The sequence below is a fragment of the Paenibacillus sp. P4_A9 genome (assembly GCF_056402415.1).
This window is the reverse complement of sequence record NZ_JBFUHL010000006.1, coordinates 1-21,771: the sequence shown is the minus strand read 5'-3', so window position 1 is coordinate 21,771 and position 21,771 is coordinate 1. Positions and strand designations below refer to the sequence as shown.

Genomic DNA, 21,771 nt, shown 5'->3' with positions numbered 1-21,771 from the left:
GCCTTGCTTATTAGTTACGATCATTAATCGCTTTGATGATTTCCACAGGGATTTTCGGCTTCCGATCATACGTGAGTAAGCCATTGATCTCCTGCTCAACATCCGTCAATTGCGTATAACAATAGCCTTGAACAACACCAGAGTTCAGGAGTGGTCGTATGACCGCGCGCAGCTTTTGCTCATAATCCTCATCATTATCGGCCCCCGAGTATCCCCAGCCCTCCCATTCACTCTTCTTGTAGGCAATTCCGCCAAACTCCGTGATTAGAATCGGCTGATCTTGGTACGGGAAGCCTTCCACAAAAATACGTCGATTCGCAGGCATCGCATGAACAGCCTTCTCCTTCGAGCTGTAACGCTCGGCGAGCACCTCTTCGCGCCACTCATAGTCATGAATCGCATAGAGGTCGGTTGTCACCATCTCCCAACCATCATTGGAGATGACAGGACGCATCGGATCCAGCGATTTGCTCAAATGATACATCGTTAAAGCATGCTGCTGCTGCAATTTATCGATTTGAATGTTCGGGACCCCCCAGCTTTCATTGAGCGGTACCCAAGCAATAATCGACGGGTGGTTGTAGTCACGTTCCATCGAGGCCATCCACTCTCTCGTGAATTGACCCACATATTTGTCTGAGTACTCATAGGCATTTGCCGCTTCGCTCCATACTACGAGCCCCAGCACATCACACCAGTAAAGGAATCTTGGATCCTCCAGCTTCTGATGCTTGCGAGCCCCATTGAAACCCATCGCCTTTGTAAGCTCGATATCTTGCTTGATCGCATTGTCACTCGGAGGCGTCAAGTTCCCATCCGGGAAGTAGCCTTGGTCCAGCACCATTTTCAGAAAATAAGGACGGTTATTCAGGCACAATTTGCCATCTTCGATCGATACCTTACGCATACCGAAGTAACTCGACACGACATCTTCAACCTCGTTATCCGTCAGTAGAGTAAATGTAACATCATAGAGGTTCGGATTTTCCGGCGTCCACCAACCGCCAAGCCCGTGATCATTGAAATCATTGAGTCGGATCTTCCGCGTGCCCGTCCCGCTCCGAATGCCATATACATCTTCGGAAACTAGCTCGCCTTTAAAAGAAATATCAACCTTCAGCTGATGCTTAGACGCCGAGTGTGCGTCGATACCTTCGATTTCGTAGCTAATTTCGATCTGCTTCGCATCGATATCCGGCGTCATCTTCACTTTATCTAAGTAAGCGTTCGCAGAAACGGCCTCCATCCACACCGTTTGCCAAATCCCCGTCGTTCTTGTGTAGAAAATACTTGCGGAATCTGCTTTCCAATACTGCTTTCMTCTAGGCAGCGTAACGTCTTGGCTAAAGTCCACAGCCTTCACAACGAGCTGATTGTTGGCGTCCTGAAGAGCATCTGTAATGTCCGCATGGAAAGGTGTATGGCCACCTTCGTGAGTTGCTACCAGGATGCCATTCACCCAAACCGATGCTAGGTAATCGACTGCACCAAAGTGAAGCAGAATACGCTTATTCTCAAAAGTCTGTGGAATCTCCAGCTCGCGGCGATACCAGACGACATCGTGAAATTCGTTGGTGCCAATACCACTCAATTGACTTTGAAAAGCAAACGGCACTTGAATCGTCTGTGAGAAATCTTTCTCTCCCTTATGCCACTTCTGTTTCGTCCCCTCACACGCATCATCAAACTCAAACTGCCACTCACCATTCAAATTCACCCAGCTGTCTCGTACAAATTGCGGTCTTGGGTATTCAGCTCTCGGTTGGTTGTTCATTGTGTTGGAAAACCTCCAATTAGATAATTTAAAAGTTAACTAAATAATGTAATAATCCCTGATTTCATTATGCAATCGCCCGAATATAAAGTCAATATGCGTTACTCAATTAACTTTTTGGTTAACTATTCTGCTTCCCTCAGAAAATAATCAAAACAACCCCCACATAGATATCTCTACGTGAGGGCAGTCCTTCCATGCCTATGATGACTTAGTCGATATAGCCGGCCATGCCATTTTTCATTAAATACTCCATTTCAGCTTCCAGGATCGTATCCACCGCAAGCTCACTTAGCTTCACGTCAGGGCGGCTCAGGATATGATCGATCAAATCATCGCTGTCGATATCTACTTCACCGGCTTTGGCAATATAAGCTTTCTCATGCTTCAAAACGAGCTCAACTTGCTTCGGATCTGCCTTCGACTTACTGATGATGAATTGTAAAAGCTCCTGCTCATTCATGGGTGCAGTCATTCTTCTCACTCCTAATCTGGTTATATCGCCTATTGTACCATAAGTGAACAAAAAGAGACCCACAGCAACGGGCTGCGGGTCTAAAGGTTTATATTTTAAAAGGGGGTCGTCTTTTATTATAATCGATTAACATGTATGGCAGATGTCTACTATATTTCTTTTATATTACAAATTCACATGGATCACATACGGAACGATGAAAACTTCGTTATTTTGCTGAAACTGGCCCCAAATTTTGTAGATCCCTTTTTTGGGGAACTGAATTTTGAACGCCGCTGCAGGGCCCGAAGTGGCTGCAGAATCAGTCGGATGCACGTGAACATATTCTTTTCCATCCTCACTGATCGCAACAACATGACCTATGCTTCCCAAATACGGTTGCAGGTCCGTAACAGGTGTTTTCGCAGCACCCTGCTTAAACGTGAATACCATGTCCAATGTCATGCCAGCCATCAAATGATCGAAAGCTAGTGTGACTTCCTTGTCACCGACTTGTTTGGTTAAACTTTTATCTGGCTGAAGCTTAACAGCCTTCGACGCCTTCCCGTTAATCGTCACCCAATGGGACTGAACCGTTTCCCCTAACCCAGTTGGCGTGAAATCAGCAAATAGCTGATAATAGCCGCCTGCTGGGAATGACGTTTTGACATCAAATCGCCCGGCGCCTGCATAGGTTGGATGTAAATGTTCGAAGTAGGACAAATCCTTACTGACCACGATGAGGTGCATGAGCTTCTCGTGCATCACATCAAATTTCTCGATGGGCCGATTCCATTTATTTTGAACCAGAATCGTGACGTTCGATAGCTCATTCGGTAAGTAATTCGGTGAATCCACAGAGAAATGGGCAAGCGCATCATTGGTGTGTTGATGGGTGACGGATGACGGCGTCATCGACATGCCCGACATATCAGACATATCAGACATATCAATCGTCGTATTGGATGATGAGCCACAAGCCGATAGGAAGACAACTAAACAGAGAATTGACAGCGACTTCACTTTCATTCGCTTGGGCTGGAAGTAACCGGTGCTGCAAGAATACTTAATCCAAGCGAGGTTAGCGCACATAGGAAAATCGAGCCGCCCCACAGCTCAGGAGCCCAATCCAAGGTATGAAATAATTTCAAATTGGCGAAATACAGCCCCCAGATCAAGATCGGAAGAACAAAGAACACAGCCTTATATCGCCAGTCTGTCACTTCCCTCTCTTTGATCCCTCGAAATAACACATCACCGATCACGCCGCTTATGAGCAATATGATAATTGATCCATAATCTCTAAATCCATCCAATACCGCTAAGAATATAGATTCAAACAGAAAGAAAAAAGTAACCGTACCGAAGGGGAGTTTCCATCTCCGTAGCACAAACATTAATGGAATCACAAGAATCATCGTTGTCAGCATGAAATCCACGACGGCTCTTGCGATCGCATCGTAGTCCCTAGCCATCCATAAGTTCTGGCGAAAAGACCAAGCATACATCAGGAAGAAAGCGAACACCGTAAAGGTTAGCCCTATTGAAGTTAACGCCGGTAACAATTGGCGGAACGTTGGCGCAGCACCCTTTTCAGCAGCGCTGATCGCACGGTAGGGACTTGTCAGAATTAAGAGGGCACCCGCAAGCAAAAGAAGATGTGTCGGGCTAAGCAGGGCTTCAATATTAACCTCAATGCCGAAGACAGTGTGCCAATACATATCGCCTAGCCCGCCAAGAAAGAAGAGGACCACGCCTGCTACACCAAGCTTGTAGCCTACGGGGATCGCCGCGAACCAAGTGGTTGATTGGCTGTTGATTTTGTTCGAGCGAATCATCATAAAAATCCACACCGCACAAGCCGAGTACCCGGAGTAAAGAATAGCGTGCCATGGAGTAAAAAAAGTTTCGACCGCACCATGGTTATGGGCGAACCCATCAATAAACAAGCCAATGATTAGCCACATCCCCATGATCATCGTAATCGAATGCTTCGAATTAGCTGTGGTTATTTGCGCGTTATTTACTATCACTGGGACAGACAAAACAATCAGCTCCTTATGAAATGGGTAGATTTAATTCTTTCGGGTCGCTCAGACCATCATGCAAGGCTTGCTGACGTAAAAACAGATATAACTCTGCTTTCGTCGTATTATAATACGGCAACACGAACAACACACCTACGCCTAAAGCTAAGGCACCGAGAAGAAACCAACCAATAAAGGAGAGATCCAGGACAAACATCCGCCATTTATATCCGCGAGTCATCTGATTGCTGAGTTGAACGGCTCTTTTCCTACCGATCGTAGGATTATCACCAAGAATAAACGGAACCATACTGTACGCATATGTCTTCACAATGCCAGGGATGATGAACAATAAAAACCACAAGAAATTAAGTAAAGCACTCCAGAACATAGCTGCGACAACACTTAAATATCTCCCTTTTTTGAATGCATATAAAAGGTAATTTAAGTCAGCTTCGCCCTGAGAAGCTTGTTTAAAATATTGCTGCGTATTCACCTTAAATGGAGCAAGTACAAAAATGTTGAAAGCTGTGACGGCCAAGCCTACCAATATCGCTACAATAATGATCACGATCAGAATGATGACACCTACACCATCAGTCACATGACCGAATCCTAGATGCGTATCGGACAAGTTAATGTTTGGATTCGAATGCGAATTCAAATTCCAGTTCCCAGACCAACTTGGAAACCCGCCACTAATGAAAGCTAGTAACAAACTTACTAGAAATGCTTTCCAGTACGTCGTTCGTAATACTTGTTTCGCTCTGCTTTTTAACTCTTTACGCGACCAATTCACGAAATCCCTCCTCAGGTAAAGCCTATGTATACCATCTTACTTTAACTTAGATAGTCATAGAACAATACCTGTTTTTACCAAAGAAAACTTTAGGTTTCCTTAATAATTTGGAAGTTGGGTTTCACTTTAGTGAAATTAGGATTCTCACCGCTTACCATCAGTCCCATGCCCCAATCAAAATGATCCTGATTGCAAGGAAAGTCGCTAGCCTCCCGATATTGAAACAACACATTTCTTCTCGTTCTAGCGCTTTTATTCGCGGAAGAGCCATGAATCGTTAAATAATTAAAGAACAATACATCGCCAGCCTCAGCCTCACATGGTGTTCCTAGGTGAATTGGATATTCCTTATGATTCAGATAGTGGGTGCCGACATGCGGTAAGCTCCCCTCGAGATGAGAGCCTGGAATGACTCGCAAGCACCCATTCTCTTCGTCAGCATTGTCAAGATGAATACTTGCAGCGAGCATTGTATGTTTTTCGTGCGGAAAATAGGGATAATCCTGATGCATGGGGAATGCAGCGCCGTTCTCAGGTGGCTTAACGAGCATCTTGGTATGATGTAATTGAACATTAGGTCCTATAATCTGTGTTAACACAGCAACCATATTAGGATGAATAACAGCTCTCATGAAGGCCGCATCATGATAGTGCACATCGTGAAAGCCTTTAAGTACGAGCTTCTTCAGCTCCTCTGCCGGAATATAGTCCCCTTGCCAAGCATCGTTGCGATCTGCTTTCGCTTGAGCTGCGCGTGTAATAATGTGTTCAACACCCTGTCTCATTTGGGCAACTTCCACTTCATTGAAAACACCCTTTACTAGTAAATACCCGTTCTCTTTGTAAAAATCGACATCCTTAGATTGAATCATTGTCTATCCCTCCGATTGGTAGTTGATCATGAAGCCACTTTCTATCTATAATTATAGGAAGTATCGTCATTATTTTCTTTTTCACCAGAGGACACCTTTTTGTACTTTGACGCCAATATTTTTCTTGAAGAGGTGAAGCCAATGTATCTGCACATGGAAACTTTTTCCATGCTTAATGAGGCTGTAAGCGTTATCCAAGGAGCTGGCGCTTGCTTTAAAGTTCATTATTGGGGGGTTGAGCCCTGTATGTTTGAGAATCAGCCCCATAAACATTCATTCTTCGAGATTTGTTACATTTTGGATGGAGAAGGAGACTATGCAGAGGATGAGCGCATCTATCCGCTCCGCGCTGGTACTATGTTTTGTTCAAAGCCTGGCATTACACACCAAATCCGCACTGACAAAGGATTGCACATTGTCTATGTCGCCTTCGAGCTCGATGAAACTTTATGTGAGGATTCGATGAAAATGGCCTTCAATGAACTTGCTGAACATGGCGATATTTGCATATATACGTCAGAGGATCAGCCCATTGCACAGTTGTGGCGATCCCTTCTGATACGGGATGGTCATGGGAGTCTGCCCTACATAGCGATTCATTCCGTTGCTTACGCCTTGCTAGTTTCGTTTCCAGCCGTATTCGGATCGTTGCCGAAGAAGAACATGAACCGCCAAACAAACACACATGTCTTGATGAAGCGTGCCAAGCTCTATATTCGCGATAACCTCGCTCAAGCACTTCAGCTTAAAGATGTTGCCAGCTATCTGAACGTATCGGAACGTCATCTCTCTCGCTTATTTGCGGAGGGGATCCATGAAACTTTTACCAATTTCATCCGCAGCGAACGTATCCGCCAAGCTGCCCATCTCTTGCTCAGCAGTGAGCTGCCGATTAAAGAAATTGCCGAAATGACCGGCTTCTCATCGGTGCATTATTTTTCTCGTACTTTTCAAATGGAGAAAAAGGTTCCACCAGGTCGATTCCGTCAGAAAGAGAAGGGTTATACTTAATCCATAAACTGCAAATACAATGAGAAAAATTTCTATCGAAGTACTTCGAAGATGAGCGACCGCGTTTTAGATGTTATTTTTATCGCCAATAAGAATTTGAACTTCCGAGTACCGGAAACATATAAATTCTTATGTGGTAAGAAAAAATCATAAACCTTCTCTGTTCTCTTCTCGATACTCCCGAGGTGATAACCCGTTTAACTTGCGAAATAGCTTCGAGAAATAATGCACAGAAGAGAATCCGTGCTTGTCTGCGATCTCGGTAATGCTCAGATTTGTATACAGGAGGTCAAATTCCGCCCGATTCATCTTAAATTGGATGACATATTGGGTAGGTGGCAATCCAGTTGCATCTCTGAACAAATCAAAAAAGTAACCACGACTTATACCCAGCTCTTTATAATAGACATCCAAAGGCTGTACATTCCCATGTATGAGATCCTGATCCAATCGCTCGAGCAATTTGGACATGCGAAGATGCGGAATATGCTCCTCTTTCAGGACAAAAGTTAGAAAAAACTCGATAAACTGCTGAAAGTTGCTCTGGATTTTTAAGTTTCGCACGTATGTTCGCTCGTTTATGTATTGATTTTCGGTATAGAACTTTTTGAATAAATCCACCCACAGCTGCAACTTCTCCACTTTTACATGCTCGGGCAAAGAATAAGGAAATGCAGGTCCAATAAGCGTAGAAACCAGAGTGGCTGCATCATAACATATCCTGCTCGGGTGGGTGAACTCGACCCGTCGATCTATGTATGACCAATCGAAATAACAGCAAACATGGACCATCGGGTCTTGGCTGTCGGCAACCCAATGGTGGAGTTGTCCTGCCGGTATGTAGAAAAGAGAACCAGGTGCCGTTTCATACGTGAGACCGTTTGTCTGAATGACACCTCTTCCCTCGCTGATTAAATATAGCGAGGAGGTATAGCAGATCCGATTGTTGTTAGTCTGTCCTTTGGAGAAAGAGTAACGGGTTGCATAGTACACATAAGGATGCAAGTCGGCGAAATCCATCCACGATCACCACCTTATAAAAGTGAGATTTATGATTAATTCATATGACGATTGTACAAATAATTGACGATTTTGCAAATACAAAATACGGCAAACATTGTAATATTTCTAAGTAACGACGAAGATTTCAAGGAGGATTTCACATGTTGGATAGCAATTATTTGTTGACGGATGAGCAAATGATGCAATTTATTACAAAGGGTTATCTTGTACTTAAGAACGACATGCCTGATAAGCTTCATAAGAGCATTATGAATCAAATTCATTACGTTATGCATAACGAAGGTAATCCTGGCAATAACATTCTCCCCCGTATTCCAGACATTCAGCAGTTGTTCGATACGTCAGTCGTCAAGGGAGCCTTAAGCAGTGTTCTCGGACCGGATTATTACATGCATCCGCATCGCCACTGTCATTACAACCAACCTGGAAATTCGACGCCAGGCGGCGGACAATGGCATAAGGATGGCTATTGGTCTTCGATGCGCAGCCACCGACCGTGGTGGGCGATGATTTTGTATTACACGCACGATATTACGGAAGATTTAGGACCAACTGCGATAATGCCAGGCACCCAATACTACGAAAAATTTCTTGGCGACCGTGGTGAGACCCTGCTTCCAACAGGCAAGGCAGGTACTATGGTGCTCATCCATTTCGACTTGTGGCATAAAGCTTCGCTTAACGTATCCGAACTAGATCGTTATATGCTTAAGTTTCAATTTCTCCGATTGAGTGCACCAACCTCTCCGAGCTGGAATCATCAAAGCAGTGAGATGATTGTTCCGGAAGGAACGCCAGCTATCCATATGAGTCTATGGCAAGACGTCTGGGATTGGCTTCGTGGAGAACATAGATCAAAACAGGATGACACGACAATGACCGAGGAGCGATTGTTGGCATTACGGCAAGAGCTTGAGGCAGAGGAAATGACCGCATTGAATGCTGCCTATGAGCTTGGACAACTTGGCACCCAAGGGATCTCAAAGCTGATTGCGGCAATTACGGAGGGGTCGAACCTGGAAGCAGAACGTGCTGCATATGGATTGCAAAGTGCTGGCATTGCGGCAATTCCCGAGCTTCTCCACGTTGTTACGCATACGGATGAGAAGCGCAGGGCATTGGCAGTATTCGTACTCGGGATGATAGGATCTTCGGAAGGTGATGTTGTATCATCTCTTATTGCAAGCTTGCAGGATCAAAGCGATTGGGTTCTTCGTAATGCGGTTGAATCTTTAGGTATGCTCAAGCATGCAGATCATCAAGTTGTTTCGGCAATAGCGAAAGTATTGAATGATTCTCTACTAGGTGAAACCGAAACTGATTCAGCATTACAATCTACTGAATCGAAAAAGTTATTTCAGCCATACATTGCCAATAAAATTGGATATACAGCTGCACTTTCATTACTGCGCACAGGTCATGCTGGCGATGTGAAAGAAGTTGTCCAATCCTTGGAGCAAGCGCTTTACAGCAAGGACCGTTACGTCAGAGCCTATGCAGTAGAAGCACTCACACATCTGCGATCGGAAGAAGCCGTTGATATCTTGATTCGGTACTACCGCGCTTCCCGTTGGTGTCAAGATACAAGCAAAATTAGTACTTTCTAGACTAATTAGTAAGAACCAGATAGAGGATCTAAGATCAGTTTTGTATTCGAATACTTTCACAATAGAGCTATGAAAAACGAACAGCAGCCGATCCTACGGCTGCTGCGTGCTGTTCACTCATAGAAACATCTCATCAAGATATCTTGTTCATAGTTCCCAAATCCCTTACCAAAAAGTGTTAAACCGCCGCGCCCCCTTTTGGTATCCTCCGCGCTTATTCGGAATATCCAGTGCTTCGGGTCTACGTTCAAGTCTTGTATGCTCACATCAGAAAGACGTTGACCATCCATATAAGAACCATTGTCCGTGATGCGAAGTACCTTCAGCAGCCCGTACTGATTCACATCCGAATGCCACCACTCTGGCGTCAACTTCCCTCTCGTCTCGCCATAATCGCCTGGGCTTGTCCAGGTACCCAGTTGCGTCCCATTTAGCGAAAAACAAATATCTGAGGGCCAGTTTTCGTTCACTTGAGGAGCTTCCGATCCAATTTCCAGCGAAATTTCTATTTCGGTTAAAATATGATCTTTTAACAAATAATTGGGCACTTTATACTCGACAAATCCCTTCGCAAACCAAAGAATACCCGCGTTTACCCTTTCCGGATCCATAAAATAGGTGGGATTATCATAGTGACCAATCATCTTCTTGGTCGTCGCAAGTCCACATGTCGGCCATGCTTCATAATCCGTGTAATGACCTATCGGCACGGACACTTCCTTCGAGCTGCTGCTTGATTTTCGCTCAGGARACAGCTTGATCTGCAAGTATTCCGTATTCACGAAGCAAAATTTATAGGTCCCACCGTTAACTCGCCTCATTTTACTGCCTACAAGTCCTGCTTGTTCGAGTTTGTTGACATGACTGCTGACAATCGCATTACTGAGATAGAGCTCGGCAGCGAGTTCCTTAATGTGCATTTCCTTGATGAAAAGCTTATCTATGATTTTCAGGCGTACTTCGCTCGCCAATGCTTCGTACACCTGTAGCGACGCAGCATCCGTCTTTAGATACATCGAATTCCACTCCTAGAATATGCAATTTTATTAATCCTAAACTTTATACTTGAACCACATAATCATCATCGTACATAATAGTGAAGAAATCAACGAACTCAGAATTCATAAATAAGCTAATTCAATAGGAGGATTACCCCATGTCCCTTCGTTCAAGTATGCTCATAGACAAAAATTTCGTTACAGCACAAGTCGATCCTCGTCTCTATGGATCTTTTATTGAACACCTAGGGCGAGCTGTTTATGGCGGTATTTACGAGCCAGGTCACCCTACCGCGGATGAGAATGGTTTCCGGCAAGATGCAATCGAAGCCATTCGTGCATTGAATGTTCCTATCATCCGTTATCCGGGAGGCAACTTTGTTTCCGGATATAATTGGGAAGATGGTGTCGGCCCGAAGAAAGATCGCAAACGACTTCTAGAGCTTGCTTGGTGGACAACGGAGACGAACGAAGTCGGTACCAATGAATTCGCCGATTGGGCGAAGTTAGTGGGTACAGAGGTCATGATGGCAGTTAATCTCGGGACACGTGGCATAGACGACGCAAGAAATCTGATCGAGTACTGCAATCATCCGTCTGGCTCCTACTATAGTGATCTACGGATTTCACACGGCTATAAGGAACCTCACCGATTCAAAACCTGGTGCCTCGGCAATGAAATGGACGGGCCATGGCAGATCGGCACCAAAACTGCTGTAGAGTATGGTCGCCTCGCCAATGAGACCGCCAAAGTGATGCGTTGGGTCGATCCATCCATTGAGTTGGTTGCTTGCGGAAGCTCATCAAGCGGCATGAGTACTTTTGCTGACTGGGAGGCCACCGTTCTCGATTTGACCTATGAGAATGTTGACTATTTATCTTTGCATGCCTATTACAATAATAATAACAATGACACTTCCAATTTCCTTGCCACATCGCTTAATCTCGATCAGTTCATTGACAGTGTTGCCTCCATTTGTGATTATGTGAAAGCCAAAAAGCGCAGTAAGAAAAAGCTTATGCTCTCCTTAGATGAATGGAATGTTTGGCATACAATCGGAACCAGTCGCATGGAAGAGCGATGGCAGATCGCTCCGCCCGAATTCGAAGATGTGTATACATTTGAAGATGCCTTGGCCGTTGGCTGCTTCATCATTACGCTCCTGAAACATGCTGATCGTGTCAAAATGGCTTGCATGGCTCAATTGATTAACGTGATCGCGCCGATTACCACAGAAACTGGTGGTCCATTATGGTTGCAAACGACTTACTACCCATTCCTTCACGCTTCTATTTATGGCAGAGGAACCGTTCTTCATACGGTCAATTCTTCACCCAAATATGATTCCAAGGATTTTACGGACGTCCCTTATCTTGAATCGATTTGCGTATACGACGAAGAACATGGTCAAATTACGGTCTTTGCCGTCAATCGGCATCTCTCAGAAGCTATGGAACTGGATCTCGACATCCGCAGCTTCGGCGATGTTAGCTTGATTGAGCATATTGTGCTTGAGCATGAGGATCTTAAAGCCGTTAATACCAAGGCTAACCCGAATCATGTCACTCCGCATAGGGGCGGTCAATCCTCCATTGACAATGGTCACGTCAAAAGCCAACTGGCTAAAGCATCTTGGAACGTGATCCGATTACAATCCAAAAAGGGTTAACAAAAACAGGTTGTCTCATTTATGGGACAGCCTGTTTTCCTCCATTGACCATCTCCTAGACTTGGGCATACAATGAATGTTAATCCCCTGTGAGAGGAACTTGGATCATGCTAAAAAAGGTAGTTTGGACATTGGGAGCCCTTCTCAGCTTGGCGAGTTGCATCGTGATTACTACACTAGTCATGAGTGGTGAAGGAGATCAGCTCGAGCACAATCAAGCTGACACGGTTGCCGTGCTGACTCATCCTACTGTTACTTCTTCACCTGAACGGCCTAAACAGTCGGATATCCTAACTTTTTGGAACAACCAAGAGAAGAAATCTGCGCAATCAGGACAACTGGAGGCCGCAGCTGCCTATCGGGACCGGATCGCTGTATACACAGCCGGACTTCCTTCAATATCTACACCTACTTCCTCTAGCATTCAAACTCCTTCAGCAAATATGGAACTTTATATCCGTACTCCCTTGACGCCCGAATYGGTTGAAACTTCTGAGTCTTCCCCTCTAGCCAAACATGAGCCGGCATCGGGGGTATATATCGGTATGCTCGGGGCCGATCGCAGAGTCGGTTACGATGTTACGAAGATTGAAGACGTTTACGGACGCAAGCACGCTCTATACTTGTCTTATGTCGGGTGGCGAAAGCTGCAGACTGATACGAATACTTATTTCCCCGCACGTACAGCTGAGAGAGTGAAGGAGCTTGGCGGTGCACTTCAGATCGGTTGGGAACCGCGCTATGGCTTAGACGACGTGCAGGATGACGAATACGTCCGCCGCTTCGCAAGAGAAGCCAAGGCCTCCGGCATTCCAATCTTCCTCCGCTATGCTTCGGAGATGAACGGAGAATGGGTGCCATGGCACGGAGAGCCTCAGAAATACATTGAGAAATTCCGTCTTATCCACGACATCATGGCCCAAGAAGCGCCTAATGTGGCTATGGTGTGGTCGCCAAATTTCTGGCCACCGGATACGATCGATGATTACTATCCAGGGGACTCCTACGTGGATTGGGTTGGTTTATCACTGTATAGTACCCCCTTTTCATCAGGTAAAGAACTGCTTAAGGGAACCGTGATCGATACCTTCGCTCCGCTCTACGACCGTTATAGCCATAAACCTATTATGATTTCAGAGGGCGCCATTGCTCACACGTATTTGCCCACTAACAATGCTTACTGGAGCTGGGCAGAAGACCAGTTGGGGTACATGTACGGACTGCTGCCGCGATTGTTTCCACAGGTCAAAGCGATCACATACTTCAACTTCAGCAAAGCTCAGGCGGTTCGAACGAACGGGAATTATGTGTACGATATCGGGGAGAATCCATTCATGGACGGGTTATATCAAAGACTGATCGCATCCGATTGGTTTTTAAGCAAAGTCGAAACAGGTGTGAATCCTATTCCATACCGCTATACGCCAGTCATTGGCCCTTCACTTCCTACTGGGAAACAAACCGTTCTTGTCTATCCTAAGCTTGAAAATGAGCAGGGGGAACCCCCATTTGCCATCGCCATTTATCAAGGGAAACAGTTTCTTGGCGTTAGTTATGAGGCTCCTTGGGAAATCGACATTCAAGTAAATCCTGAATCTGCATCAGAACCTTGGTACGTGTTGGCTTACAATGACAGGATGGAATTGATTGGTGTTACGAGGTATTAAAAGACTACCTATCATCGAAGCGTCAGCGCGACATACGAATAAAGCACCCCGAATTTCTTCAGGGTGCTTTTGAATGTCTGTTATCAGTATCCAACAAGTTATCTTCTTAACTTAAACCACCGTTCATTCCCCACAAATAGATGGATTTTTTGTAGTTAAATATAGCTAAATATTAGTAATTTATAGAATAAATGGATTTTATACAGTTAATTTTGTCCATTTCGAGCAATTGACACGATTCGTGCAGAATTAGCTGGAGATTTTCCATCAAAGTTGACTTATGAGCGAAATTTGCGAAAAGTAGCTGGAGATTTTCCAGTTATTCTATTTCTGAGAGCTGTGAAATCTCAAGCTTCGCTCACCTCAAAACCCAAAATAAATAAATTCTTATCTGTCAAAAAAATCCCTCGCTGCACAAAGCAACAAGGGATAGACTTATTTACACTTTAGGTCCAGCTAAGCGAACACCCTCACTTACATCATCAAACTTTTCGAAGTTCTTCGCAAAGCGAGACGCCAAGTCAGAGGCTTTTAAATCATAGGCTGCCTTATCTTCCCACGTGTTTCGCGGGATAAGAATGTCATCTGGGACTCCTTGAATATGGTTGGGCACCGAAAGACCAAAAATAGGATCAAGGTTATACTCGGCTTGTTCAATACTTCCATTAATCGCGGCCGTAATCATGGCTCTTGTATGAGCAAGATTCATTCTTTTGCCCGTGCCGTAAGCCCCGCCAGACCATCCTGTATTCACAAGATACACGCGTACATGATGCTTTTCGATATTCTTACCTAAAAGTTCCGCATACACGCTTGGGCGAAGTGGAAGAAAGGGTTCTCCGAAACAAGCCGAGAACGTAGCTTCTGGTTGTGTGACTCCACGCTCAGTTCCAGCCAATTTCGACGTATACCCGGAAAGRAAGTGATACATAGCTTGATCTTTGTTTAGCTTGGAAATAGGAGGAAGCACACCTGAAGCATCTGCTGTCAGAAATAATATCACTTCCGGATGYCCGCCAAGGCTAGGAATCATTGCACCAGGAATATTTTCAATCGGATAGGCAGCACGCGTGTTTTCCGTAATCGAGTTATCGTTATAGTCCGTTTTTCCCGTATCAGCTTCCAATACTACATTCTCTAATACGGAACCGAATTGAATAGCATCCCAAATTTGAGGCTCTTTCTCTCTAGAAAGGCCAATACATTTGGCATAACAACCGCCCTCAAAGTTAAATACTCCCGTTTCTGTCCAACCATGCTCATCATCACCAATTAAATGACGATCAGGATCTGCTGATAATGTCGTTTTCCCAGTGCCCGAAAGTCCAAAGAACAACGCCACATCACCATTCCTACCAACATTGGAAGAGCAATGCATTGGAAATATATCTTTAAAGGGGAGCAGATAGTTTAGTATGCTGAAAATAGCCTTCTTCATTTCACCGGCGTATTCCGTGCCACCGATTAAGACTACTTTTTTCTCAAAAGAGATGGCAATAAAAGTATTAGATCGTGTCCCGTCCATAGACGGATTCGCTTTAAACCCCGGTGCCGCTAGAATTGTAAACTCCGCTGAATGCGTTTTTAATTCTTCCTCCGTTGGACGTACAAAGAGTTGATGAACGAACAGATTATGCCATGCATACTCATTAACGATTCGAATAGGCAAACGATAATTGGGATCCGTACCCGCATAACCATCGAATACAAAAAGCTCACGATCGTTTAAGTAATCCACTACTTTTATGTAAAGCTTATCGAAATTAGCCTGGGTCATCTGTGGGTTTACAGTTCCCCATGCTATATGATCAGCGACAGACGGTTCATGAACAATATACTTATCTTTCGGAGATCGTCCTGTAAATTTACCTGTGGAAACTCGAAGAGCCCCATTTGCGGCTAATACACCTTCTTTACGTGCGATCGCCTTTTCCACAAGTCTAGGAACAGATAATTGATAATGAACCGATTCTCTTTCCAAGACATCCTCTAACTGTCTATTTAGATTCATCATCTTCATAGGTTTTTCGCCATCCTTTTCTTCATTACATCCCAGCAAAATCCGAAATCCGATCCAATATGGTGATTACTTCCGCATAGGTAACTACTCTTTTGGGCGAGAATCTACGGTCCTCAGTTCCTGTCATAAACCCGAAATAGCAGCTGCGCTCAACATTCGTCAAATAAACATCGCCGATTTCGTTTCCGTCTTGAAACGTAGAATCGTAAATCGTGGAAGCATTTTTGAACGATACGCCGCAGCTCATCATGGCAACGGACGCGATTTCTTCCCTTGTGATCGTTTCATTTGGGCAAAAGTTGCCCTTATGAAGCGCCATCATGCCTTTTTCAATGACAGCCGCCGCTACGTTGTAGTCAGGGTCCGAGTTGTCCATATCTGCGATGACGAGCTTGTTGAAAGGCGTGGTTATCTTCCACATTCTCGCCAACATGCGGGCAATCTCTATTCGCGTGATCAATCCTTCTGGATCAATCGCGTCATCCCGATTAATAAACCCTTTGGATGCAATTCGACTGACAGCTGACGCAATCGGACTGTTCTCTGGAAGCCAGGCAGCGGAAACAGTTGCCAACACTTTATAAGGCATGCTGACCTCCACCGCTCCACTTAAGTCCGTAGCACATACCGTGACAAACTTACCGATCGCATCCTCTGGAACGGTATACGTCGAGCCAACTGAAATGGAGTTGTAATCATCGTCGTATACATTTGCCAGCAACCAGGTATACGTCAGCTTGTCTGCATCACCACCGATCAGAAGAGCTGATGCGTGCAACGTGGCACCAGGAGCAGGAACTCCCAAAATCCTCGCTTCTGTTGGCCGCGGGTACGCTTCGCCATTGATGGTCACATTCTCCAATAGGACATCTTTGCCCCAGTTAATTGCACGGATTGGATTTATCACGTTCGTAATTTCAATATTTCTCAAGACAAGTCCGGTAATAGGCACCTCTTCGAACGCTTCGAGAAAGATGCCGTACTGCCCGCCATTGCCTTTTACATGTTCCACCACAATATTTTTAAACTCCGGGAGATATTCGCCGTCCCTTCCTTCCGCATAAAACATCGTGCCATGGATCGTCGCCTGATTGACCGTTTCGATAATCGAGTTACGCAAATAAATGTTCTCAATTTTACCGCCTCTTCTAGCGTTCGTTTTCAGACGGAGCGGATACGTAAGATTCAGGCTGTCAAAATGGTTATCGTCGGCAAATACATTCTTAATCCCGCCACTCATCTCGCTGCCTAGTGCGATACCGCCGTGACCGTCGGCGAACGTGTTGTTTCGGATCACGATATTTTGACAGAGAGCATTTAGCGTTCTTCCATCCAGATCACGGCCGGATTTAAGCGAAATGCAGTCATCCCCGGAATCGAACACATTGCTTTCTATTAACACATAGTTGCAGCTTTCCGGGTCGACACCATCGTTGTTTGCGCCGTGGGAGCGAAGTGTCATACCGCGAACGATCACATTCGTACACAGAACAGGATTCACTTGCCACATGGGGGAATTGATCAGTGTTACGCCTTCGAGCAGTACATTGTCGCAATAGAGGGGTTGAATAAAATTCGGACGCAGATAACTGCCATCGCCAAATACCCGCTTCTCAACAGGAACACCCGCGTTGTTCAAATCCCTTAATTGGTTGCTGGCTTTCTCCTGCAAGCTGATCTTGCTTTCCGACCAGGTATGCTCAATCTGATGCTTCCAGTTCCACCACACTTCGGTGCTTGCCTGCCCATCTAACGTACCCTTACCGGTAAGTGCAATATGACTTGCACGGTAGGCATAAATAAGTGCGCGATAGTTGTAGGCTGGGGAAGCTTCCCAATGGCCATAAGCGACAGGATAGTTACGTTCATTGATTTCGGTCGTGAACTTGAGTAGAGTATCTACATCCTCTAAGTGAAGATTCACATGGCTTAAAAGCTCAAGGGAACCGATCAGGTACGTCCCCTTAGGTACGATGACGGTTCCCCCGCCATGTTCGTGCGTATGTCTTATCGCCTTTTCAAAGGCTGGCGTGTCCAGCGTAATGCCATCGGATTTCGCACCAAAATCCATCACACTTACTTTATAATCAGAAAATATTGGATCTTTTATACAGCGTAAAATATCTTCCGCCATATCCCATGTCATACCGGAGCCGGCTGCTGCTCTCGCACTACTGTGATGCCTATCCATAACAAACCCTCCTGATTTTTAAAGCGCGTTCATTTAAGTGATCGTTTTTTGTGATAAGGGCTTATTCTGTTGTATCCATTCGGGTGATTTACAAAATAACTGACCAAACAAGGAAGCGAGCAGTTGTTGAAAAAGCATACACATAATAACCGGTATTGCGACAGGCGGCGGAAAAAACGAAATGGCCAGCACCGCACCAGCGCTATTATTTCTCATCCCGCTATTAAACACCATTGTAATCATGGTACCTCGGTCCCACTTTAGCCATCTGGCGATCAACCAACCAATGACATAGCCAGACGAAGCCAAGACCACAATCACACAAGCCGTCATAACCAGTTTACCGTCAATCTTAGTCAAGTAAGGTGCTACTACAGCACCGTTAATCGCGATGGTGAAAGCTAGCCCAATCTTAGAGAATGGCGACAAGGGACGCCCCAATTTCTCCTTCACCTTTCCTTGCGAAAGTTGATTTAGCAGCATACCCAGTAGTGACGGAAGGACGATCATCAAGAAAAGGCCTTTCATCATACCAAACACATTCATCTGCACCTGTACACCGACAAACACCTTCATTGTATAAGGCACTAGAAACGGAGATAATAGCGTATCAATCAAAATAACCGACAACGTTAGGGCAATATTCCCCTTATAAATGGATACCCACATAAAACTTACGACACCCGTGGGAATGACGACCATTAAAATTAACCCTGTTCGCAAATAAATATCGTCGTGAAAACATACATAGCCGATGATCCATGCAATGGCAGGCATCAACACATGCAGAGCAATCATGGAAACAAAGATTGGAAACGGCTGCGTTAATACCCTTTTCAAATCTTTAAAGTTCATACTTAGGCTGCCTGTAAAAGTCATAAAACCGAAARTCCATGGTACTAAAAAAGTAAAGGATTTTAACCATACAGTAAAAATAATTCCTAGAATAACACTCGTAGGAGTAATCAGCGGAAGCCATTTCTCCAGGCTTTTGTTTAAATTGTGCAGCATAGCTTAACCTCGCTATAGGCCATAAGCAGCGGCGCTACACCATGTCCATTATTACTCACGATGATTTCGTTCTCTGTGTAGTACTTAAAGGTCCCATCTCGAACCTTACCGGTATCAGGGTTGGTGCCCAGCCCTGCACTTCTGCAGATCCCGCCAAGCAGCACTTCGCCATTCTCCTCGCGGAGATATTGCCGGACGGTGCCATCAAATGCAAACTTCCCGCGCTCGGCATATTCTTCACCAAGATAGCCAAGACGCGAACCTTTCAACATGGCATATGCAAGCATCAAGGTTCCGCTGGATTCCAAGTAATTCCCTGGTCGATCCCCCATATCAACGATCTGGTACCACATGCCCCCGCTATGCTGGTAAGGTAACATCCCATCTAGCGTTTCCTGCAACATCACTTTCAGCGGTTCGGTGTCAGCGAGTTCATCTTCCAGTAGCTCAAGCACGTCGACTAGAGCCATTACGAACCAGCCCACAGCACGTCCCCAGACATTCGGAGACATTCCCGTCGTTTTGTCACACCAAAACATGTCTCTGCTCTCGTCGTAAGCGTGGTAGTATAATTGATTCTCATTATTAAAAATGAATTTTTTAACATTCATAAACTGATTGATGGTATCCGAATAATTCTTCTGTTTCTCGAACTCCTTGATATAACGAACCAAAAACGGTTGCCCCATGTAAAGTCCATCCAACCATACTTGATTCGGATAATTTTCTTTATGCCAGAAGCTTCCGGACTTTGTTCTTGGATACGTCTTCAACTGTTCATAAATCAAGTCAAGCACTTGCTTATATTTGGGATCGTTCTCTTTCTTGTATAAGTCAAAGAGAATGGTCGCTGGTCTGATTTGATCGATACTATAATAGTTCACATCAATGGCAGGAATACGGCCACTCTCATCATAAAGCCGATCGATGAAATTTTTGACAAACTGGTAATACGCTTCTTTGCCTGATTGCTTATAGCTGTCCATATACGATTTGAGAATGCAGTTCTCGATATAATGCCATCGTAAGGAAAACCATTTTCCTTCACTTTCTAAATACTGATCTCTGAGTTGATCCAACATTTGATAATTCATACGATCCCTCTCCCGAATGGTTAACTTAACTGTCGCGATATTGGCCAGGTGTCATCCCTGTCAGCTTTCGGAATGTCCGGATGAAGCCAGTGGAATTGGCATAATTCAGTCGTTCCGCAATTTCCGAAATCTTCATATCCGTCTCTTTCAGCCATTTCTTCGCCATGTTAACCCGATAGTTCGTTAAATAATCAATAAAAGTAACACCTATTTCCTTCTTAAACACGCGGCTTATATAAACAGGATGATATTTAAGCTGCGCGGCACATAATTCCAGAGAAATATCCTGTTCATATCCTTCATGGATCATTTTAACCATTTGATGTGCGAGATTGATATATTGCGAATCTGCGCGTCCTTTGAAGAAGGCAAGAGCAGGTGGCAACAAGTCCGTCTTAAACCACGACGTAATCTCTTGTACCGTGTTCAGTTTCATGAAAGCATGTAGCACTGACTTGGTGCTGATTAAGCCTTCCAATGTGCCGCCTTGCTGCTGGACATAGCCATGAATCTCCGTGATCAGCTCAACCATCACAAATTGAAAATCATTAAACCGGATTTCTTTTTCCATAATCGACGCAACATATTGATCGTAATGTTCAAAGGTAGAGGTTGTATCGCCTGTTTTTAATGCGTTGACGAAATAATCTTTCAAGTAAGTCAGGGATGATGCCAGATGCTTGCTGTTCTCTTGAACGGATTCGATATCATCATAATGGATGATGATGTCACTACCTAGACGGATCCTTCTCTTCAGCGCTTCCAAAGCCTCTGCATGGGCATTCATGGCATCTGTATACCGAGAAAACACACGGCTGATTCCAATGCTGACTTTCAGCTGTAGCAGCTCGTGAACCTTGGATTTAATTTCCTCTGCTGCCTGATGAAAGCTCCTTTGCAGTTCCTGAGGATCATCGACATCTCCCGTAAGCAATGATACCTGGGACTGATCCAGCAAAAGTGAACCCAGCAATCGATTTGCTGGCAAAAGCTCACTGACGATGTTCTGGATAGCAAATAGCAGCAATTCCTTATCACTTTCCATGTATCTCGTATCCTGAAGGGAATCGATCTGCAGTACAATCACACCCATCGGCTTCCCTTTTTCCGCGAAACCATAGGTATCACACTTGAAAGCAAATTCGCTCTCCGTCACTTGTCCCATGAACAGTTTCAATAGGAAGAACTCTTTCATCTGTCCCGTTTGACCTTGAAGCTGCTGTTGAAATTGCTTCCGTGTTCGGAATAAAGCAGTAAATCTATCCTCCATATAAGCAAATTCATCTTTCCTGCGAGACTCTGTCGTTTCTCCTCCGAACTGCTCCATCGTCTTGAACAACCGTCGAATTGGAGAATACATACGTCTACTCCCGTAGAAAGCGGCAGCTGCAATCACGACAAAGACGATCAGGCAGACATTTATCGTAACGAGTGCAATCTTCTTGGATTCCATCKTTACTTGATCAATGGAAACGACGGAAGCATAAATCCAATTATTGGACGATATGCGGTAATTCACTGCCGTATTTTCCCCTTCGTAATAACCGTTTGCT

At 44.8% G+C, this 21,771-nt stretch carries 17 protein-coding genes; 4 read left to right on the top strand and 13 right to left on the bottom strand.

Annotated features, from left to right (window positions below; genetic code table 11):
- Positions 1 to 10 precede the first annotated feature (10 nt).
- From AC1DVJ_RS07310 to AC1DVJ_RS07285, 6 genes are all read right to left on the bottom strand, one after another.
- The gene (locus tag AC1DVJ_RS07310; RefSeq protein ID WP_477589529.1) at positions 11 to 1,774 is read right to left on the bottom strand and encodes a glycoside hydrolase family 2 protein; all 1,764 of its coding nucleotides are present in this window, start codon (positions 1,772 to 1,774) and stop codon (positions 11 to 13) included.
- Positions 1,775 to 1,985: 211 nt separating this feature from the next.
- A complete protein-coding gene (locus AC1DVJ_RS07305; RefSeq protein ID WP_477589527.1) occupies positions 1,986 to 2,249 on the bottom strand; it encodes a hypothetical protein in 264 nt (87 codons plus the stop codon).
- Between the two features lie 165 nt (positions 2,250 to 2,414).
- Entirely contained in the window at positions 2,415 to 3,257 is an 843-nt protein-coding gene (locus AC1DVJ_RS07300; protein WP_477589525.1) for a hypothetical protein, read from the bottom strand.
- The gene (locus AC1DVJ_RS07295; RefSeq protein WP_477589524.1) at positions 3,254 to 4,261 is read right to left on the bottom strand and encodes a hypothetical protein; all 1,008 of its coding nucleotides are present in this window, start codon (positions 4,259 to 4,261) and stop codon (positions 3,254 to 3,256) included. Before AC1DVJ_RS07295 ends, AC1DVJ_RS07300 begins: the two co-directional genes overlap by 4 nt.
- A 25-nt stretch (positions 4,262 to 4,286) precedes the next feature.
- On the bottom strand, positions 4,287 to 5,054 hold the full coding sequence (locus tag AC1DVJ_RS07290) for a DUF975 family protein (RefSeq protein ID WP_477589522.1): 768 nt from the start codon (positions 5,052 to 5,054) through the stop codon (positions 4,287 to 4,289).
- A gap of 89 nt (positions 5,055 to 5,143) precedes the next feature.
- Positions 5,144 to 5,926 carry a phytanoyl-CoA dioxygenase family protein gene (locus tag AC1DVJ_RS07285; RefSeq protein WP_477589520.1) on the bottom strand — a complete coding sequence of 261 codons (783 nt, stop codon included), beginning with the start codon at positions 5,924 to 5,926 and terminating at the stop codon, positions 5,144 to 5,146.
- A gap of 141 nt (positions 5,927 to 6,067) precedes the next feature.
- Between AC1DVJ_RS07285 and AC1DVJ_RS07280 the strand changes: the two genes are divergently transcribed.
- Positions 6,068 to 6,937, top strand: coding sequence for a helix-turn-helix domain-containing protein (locus tag AC1DVJ_RS07280; RefSeq protein ID WP_477589518.1), 870 nt, complete (start codon positions 6,068 to 6,070; stop codon positions 6,935 to 6,937).
- A gap of 147 nt (positions 6,938 to 7,084) precedes the next feature.
- Here AC1DVJ_RS07280 and AC1DVJ_RS07275 read toward each other — a convergent pair whose 3' ends face one another.
- Complete coding sequence (locus AC1DVJ_RS07275; protein ID WP_477589516.1) at positions 7,085 to 7,957, bottom strand: helix-turn-helix domain-containing protein; 873 nt, start codon at positions 7,955 to 7,957, stop codon at positions 7,085 to 7,087.
- A gap of 143 nt (positions 7,958 to 8,100) precedes the next feature.
- Here AC1DVJ_RS07275 and AC1DVJ_RS07270 point away from each other — a divergent pair, with 143 nt between their 5' ends.
- The gene (locus tag AC1DVJ_RS07270; RefSeq protein ID WP_477589515.1) at positions 8,101 to 9,567 is read left to right on the top strand and encodes a HEAT repeat domain-containing protein; all 1,467 of its coding nucleotides are present in this window, start codon (positions 8,101 to 8,103) and stop codon (positions 9,565 to 9,567) included.
- A 113-nt stretch (positions 9,568 to 9,680) separates the two neighbouring features.
- Here the strand turns inward: AC1DVJ_RS07270 and AC1DVJ_RS07265 are convergent, their stop codons facing one another.
- Positions 9,681 to 10,583 carry an ArsR/SmtB family transcription factor gene (locus AC1DVJ_RS07265; RefSeq protein ID WP_477589513.1) on the bottom strand — a complete coding sequence of 301 codons (903 nt, stop codon included), beginning with the start codon at positions 10,581 to 10,583 and terminating at the stop codon, positions 9,681 to 9,683.
- 140 nt (positions 10,584 to 10,723) lie between these two features.
- Between AC1DVJ_RS07265 and arfA the strand changes: the two genes are divergently transcribed.
- Positions 10,724 to 12,235: an arabinosylfuranosidase ArfA gene (gene arfA, locus AC1DVJ_RS07260; RefSeq protein WP_477589512.1), complete on the top strand. Its 1,512-nt coding sequence runs from the start codon at positions 10,724 to 10,726 to the stop codon at positions 12,233 to 12,235.
- A 164-nt stretch (positions 12,236 to 12,399) separates the two neighbouring features.
- Positions 12,400 to 13,902, top strand: coding sequence for a glycoside hydrolase family 26 protein (locus AC1DVJ_RS07255; protein ID WP_477589510.1), 1,503 nt, complete (start codon positions 12,400 to 12,402; stop codon positions 13,900 to 13,902).
- Between the two features lie 439 nt (positions 13,903 to 14,341).
- Here the strand turns inward: AC1DVJ_RS07255 and pckA are convergent, their stop codons facing one another.
- The 5 genes from pckA to AC1DVJ_RS07230 form a co-directional block, all read right to left on the bottom strand.
- The gene (gene pckA / locus AC1DVJ_RS07250) at positions 14,342 to 15,922 is read right to left on the bottom strand and encodes a phosphoenolpyruvate carboxykinase (ATP) (RefSeq protein WP_477589508.1); all 1,581 of its coding nucleotides are present in this window, start codon (positions 15,920 to 15,922) and stop codon (positions 14,342 to 14,344) included.
- A gap of 25 nt (positions 15,923 to 15,947) precedes the next feature.
- A complete protein-coding gene (locus tag AC1DVJ_RS07245) occupies positions 15,948 to 18,113 on the bottom strand; it encodes a glycoside hydrolase family 28 protein (protein WP_477589506.1) in 2,166 nt (721 codons plus the stop codon).
- Positions 18,114 to 18,146: 33 nt separating this feature from the next.
- On the bottom strand, positions 18,147 to 19,124 hold the full coding sequence (locus AC1DVJ_RS07240) for a bile acid:sodium symporter family protein (protein WP_477589504.1): 978 nt from the start codon (positions 19,122 to 19,124) through the stop codon (positions 18,147 to 18,149).
- Positions 19,109 to 20,218 carry a glycoside hydrolase family 88/105 protein gene (locus AC1DVJ_RS07235; protein WP_477589502.1) on the bottom strand — a complete coding sequence of 370 codons (1,110 nt, stop codon included), beginning with the start codon at positions 20,216 to 20,218 and terminating at the stop codon, positions 19,109 to 19,111. Before AC1DVJ_RS07235 ends, AC1DVJ_RS07240 begins: the two co-directional genes overlap by 16 nt.
- Before the next feature lie 25 nt (positions 20,219 to 20,243).
- Positions 20,244 to 21,771 (bottom strand): helix-turn-helix transcriptional regulator (locus tag AC1DVJ_RS07230; protein WP_477589501.1); only part of this gene is annotated, 1,528 nt, incomplete at its 5' end.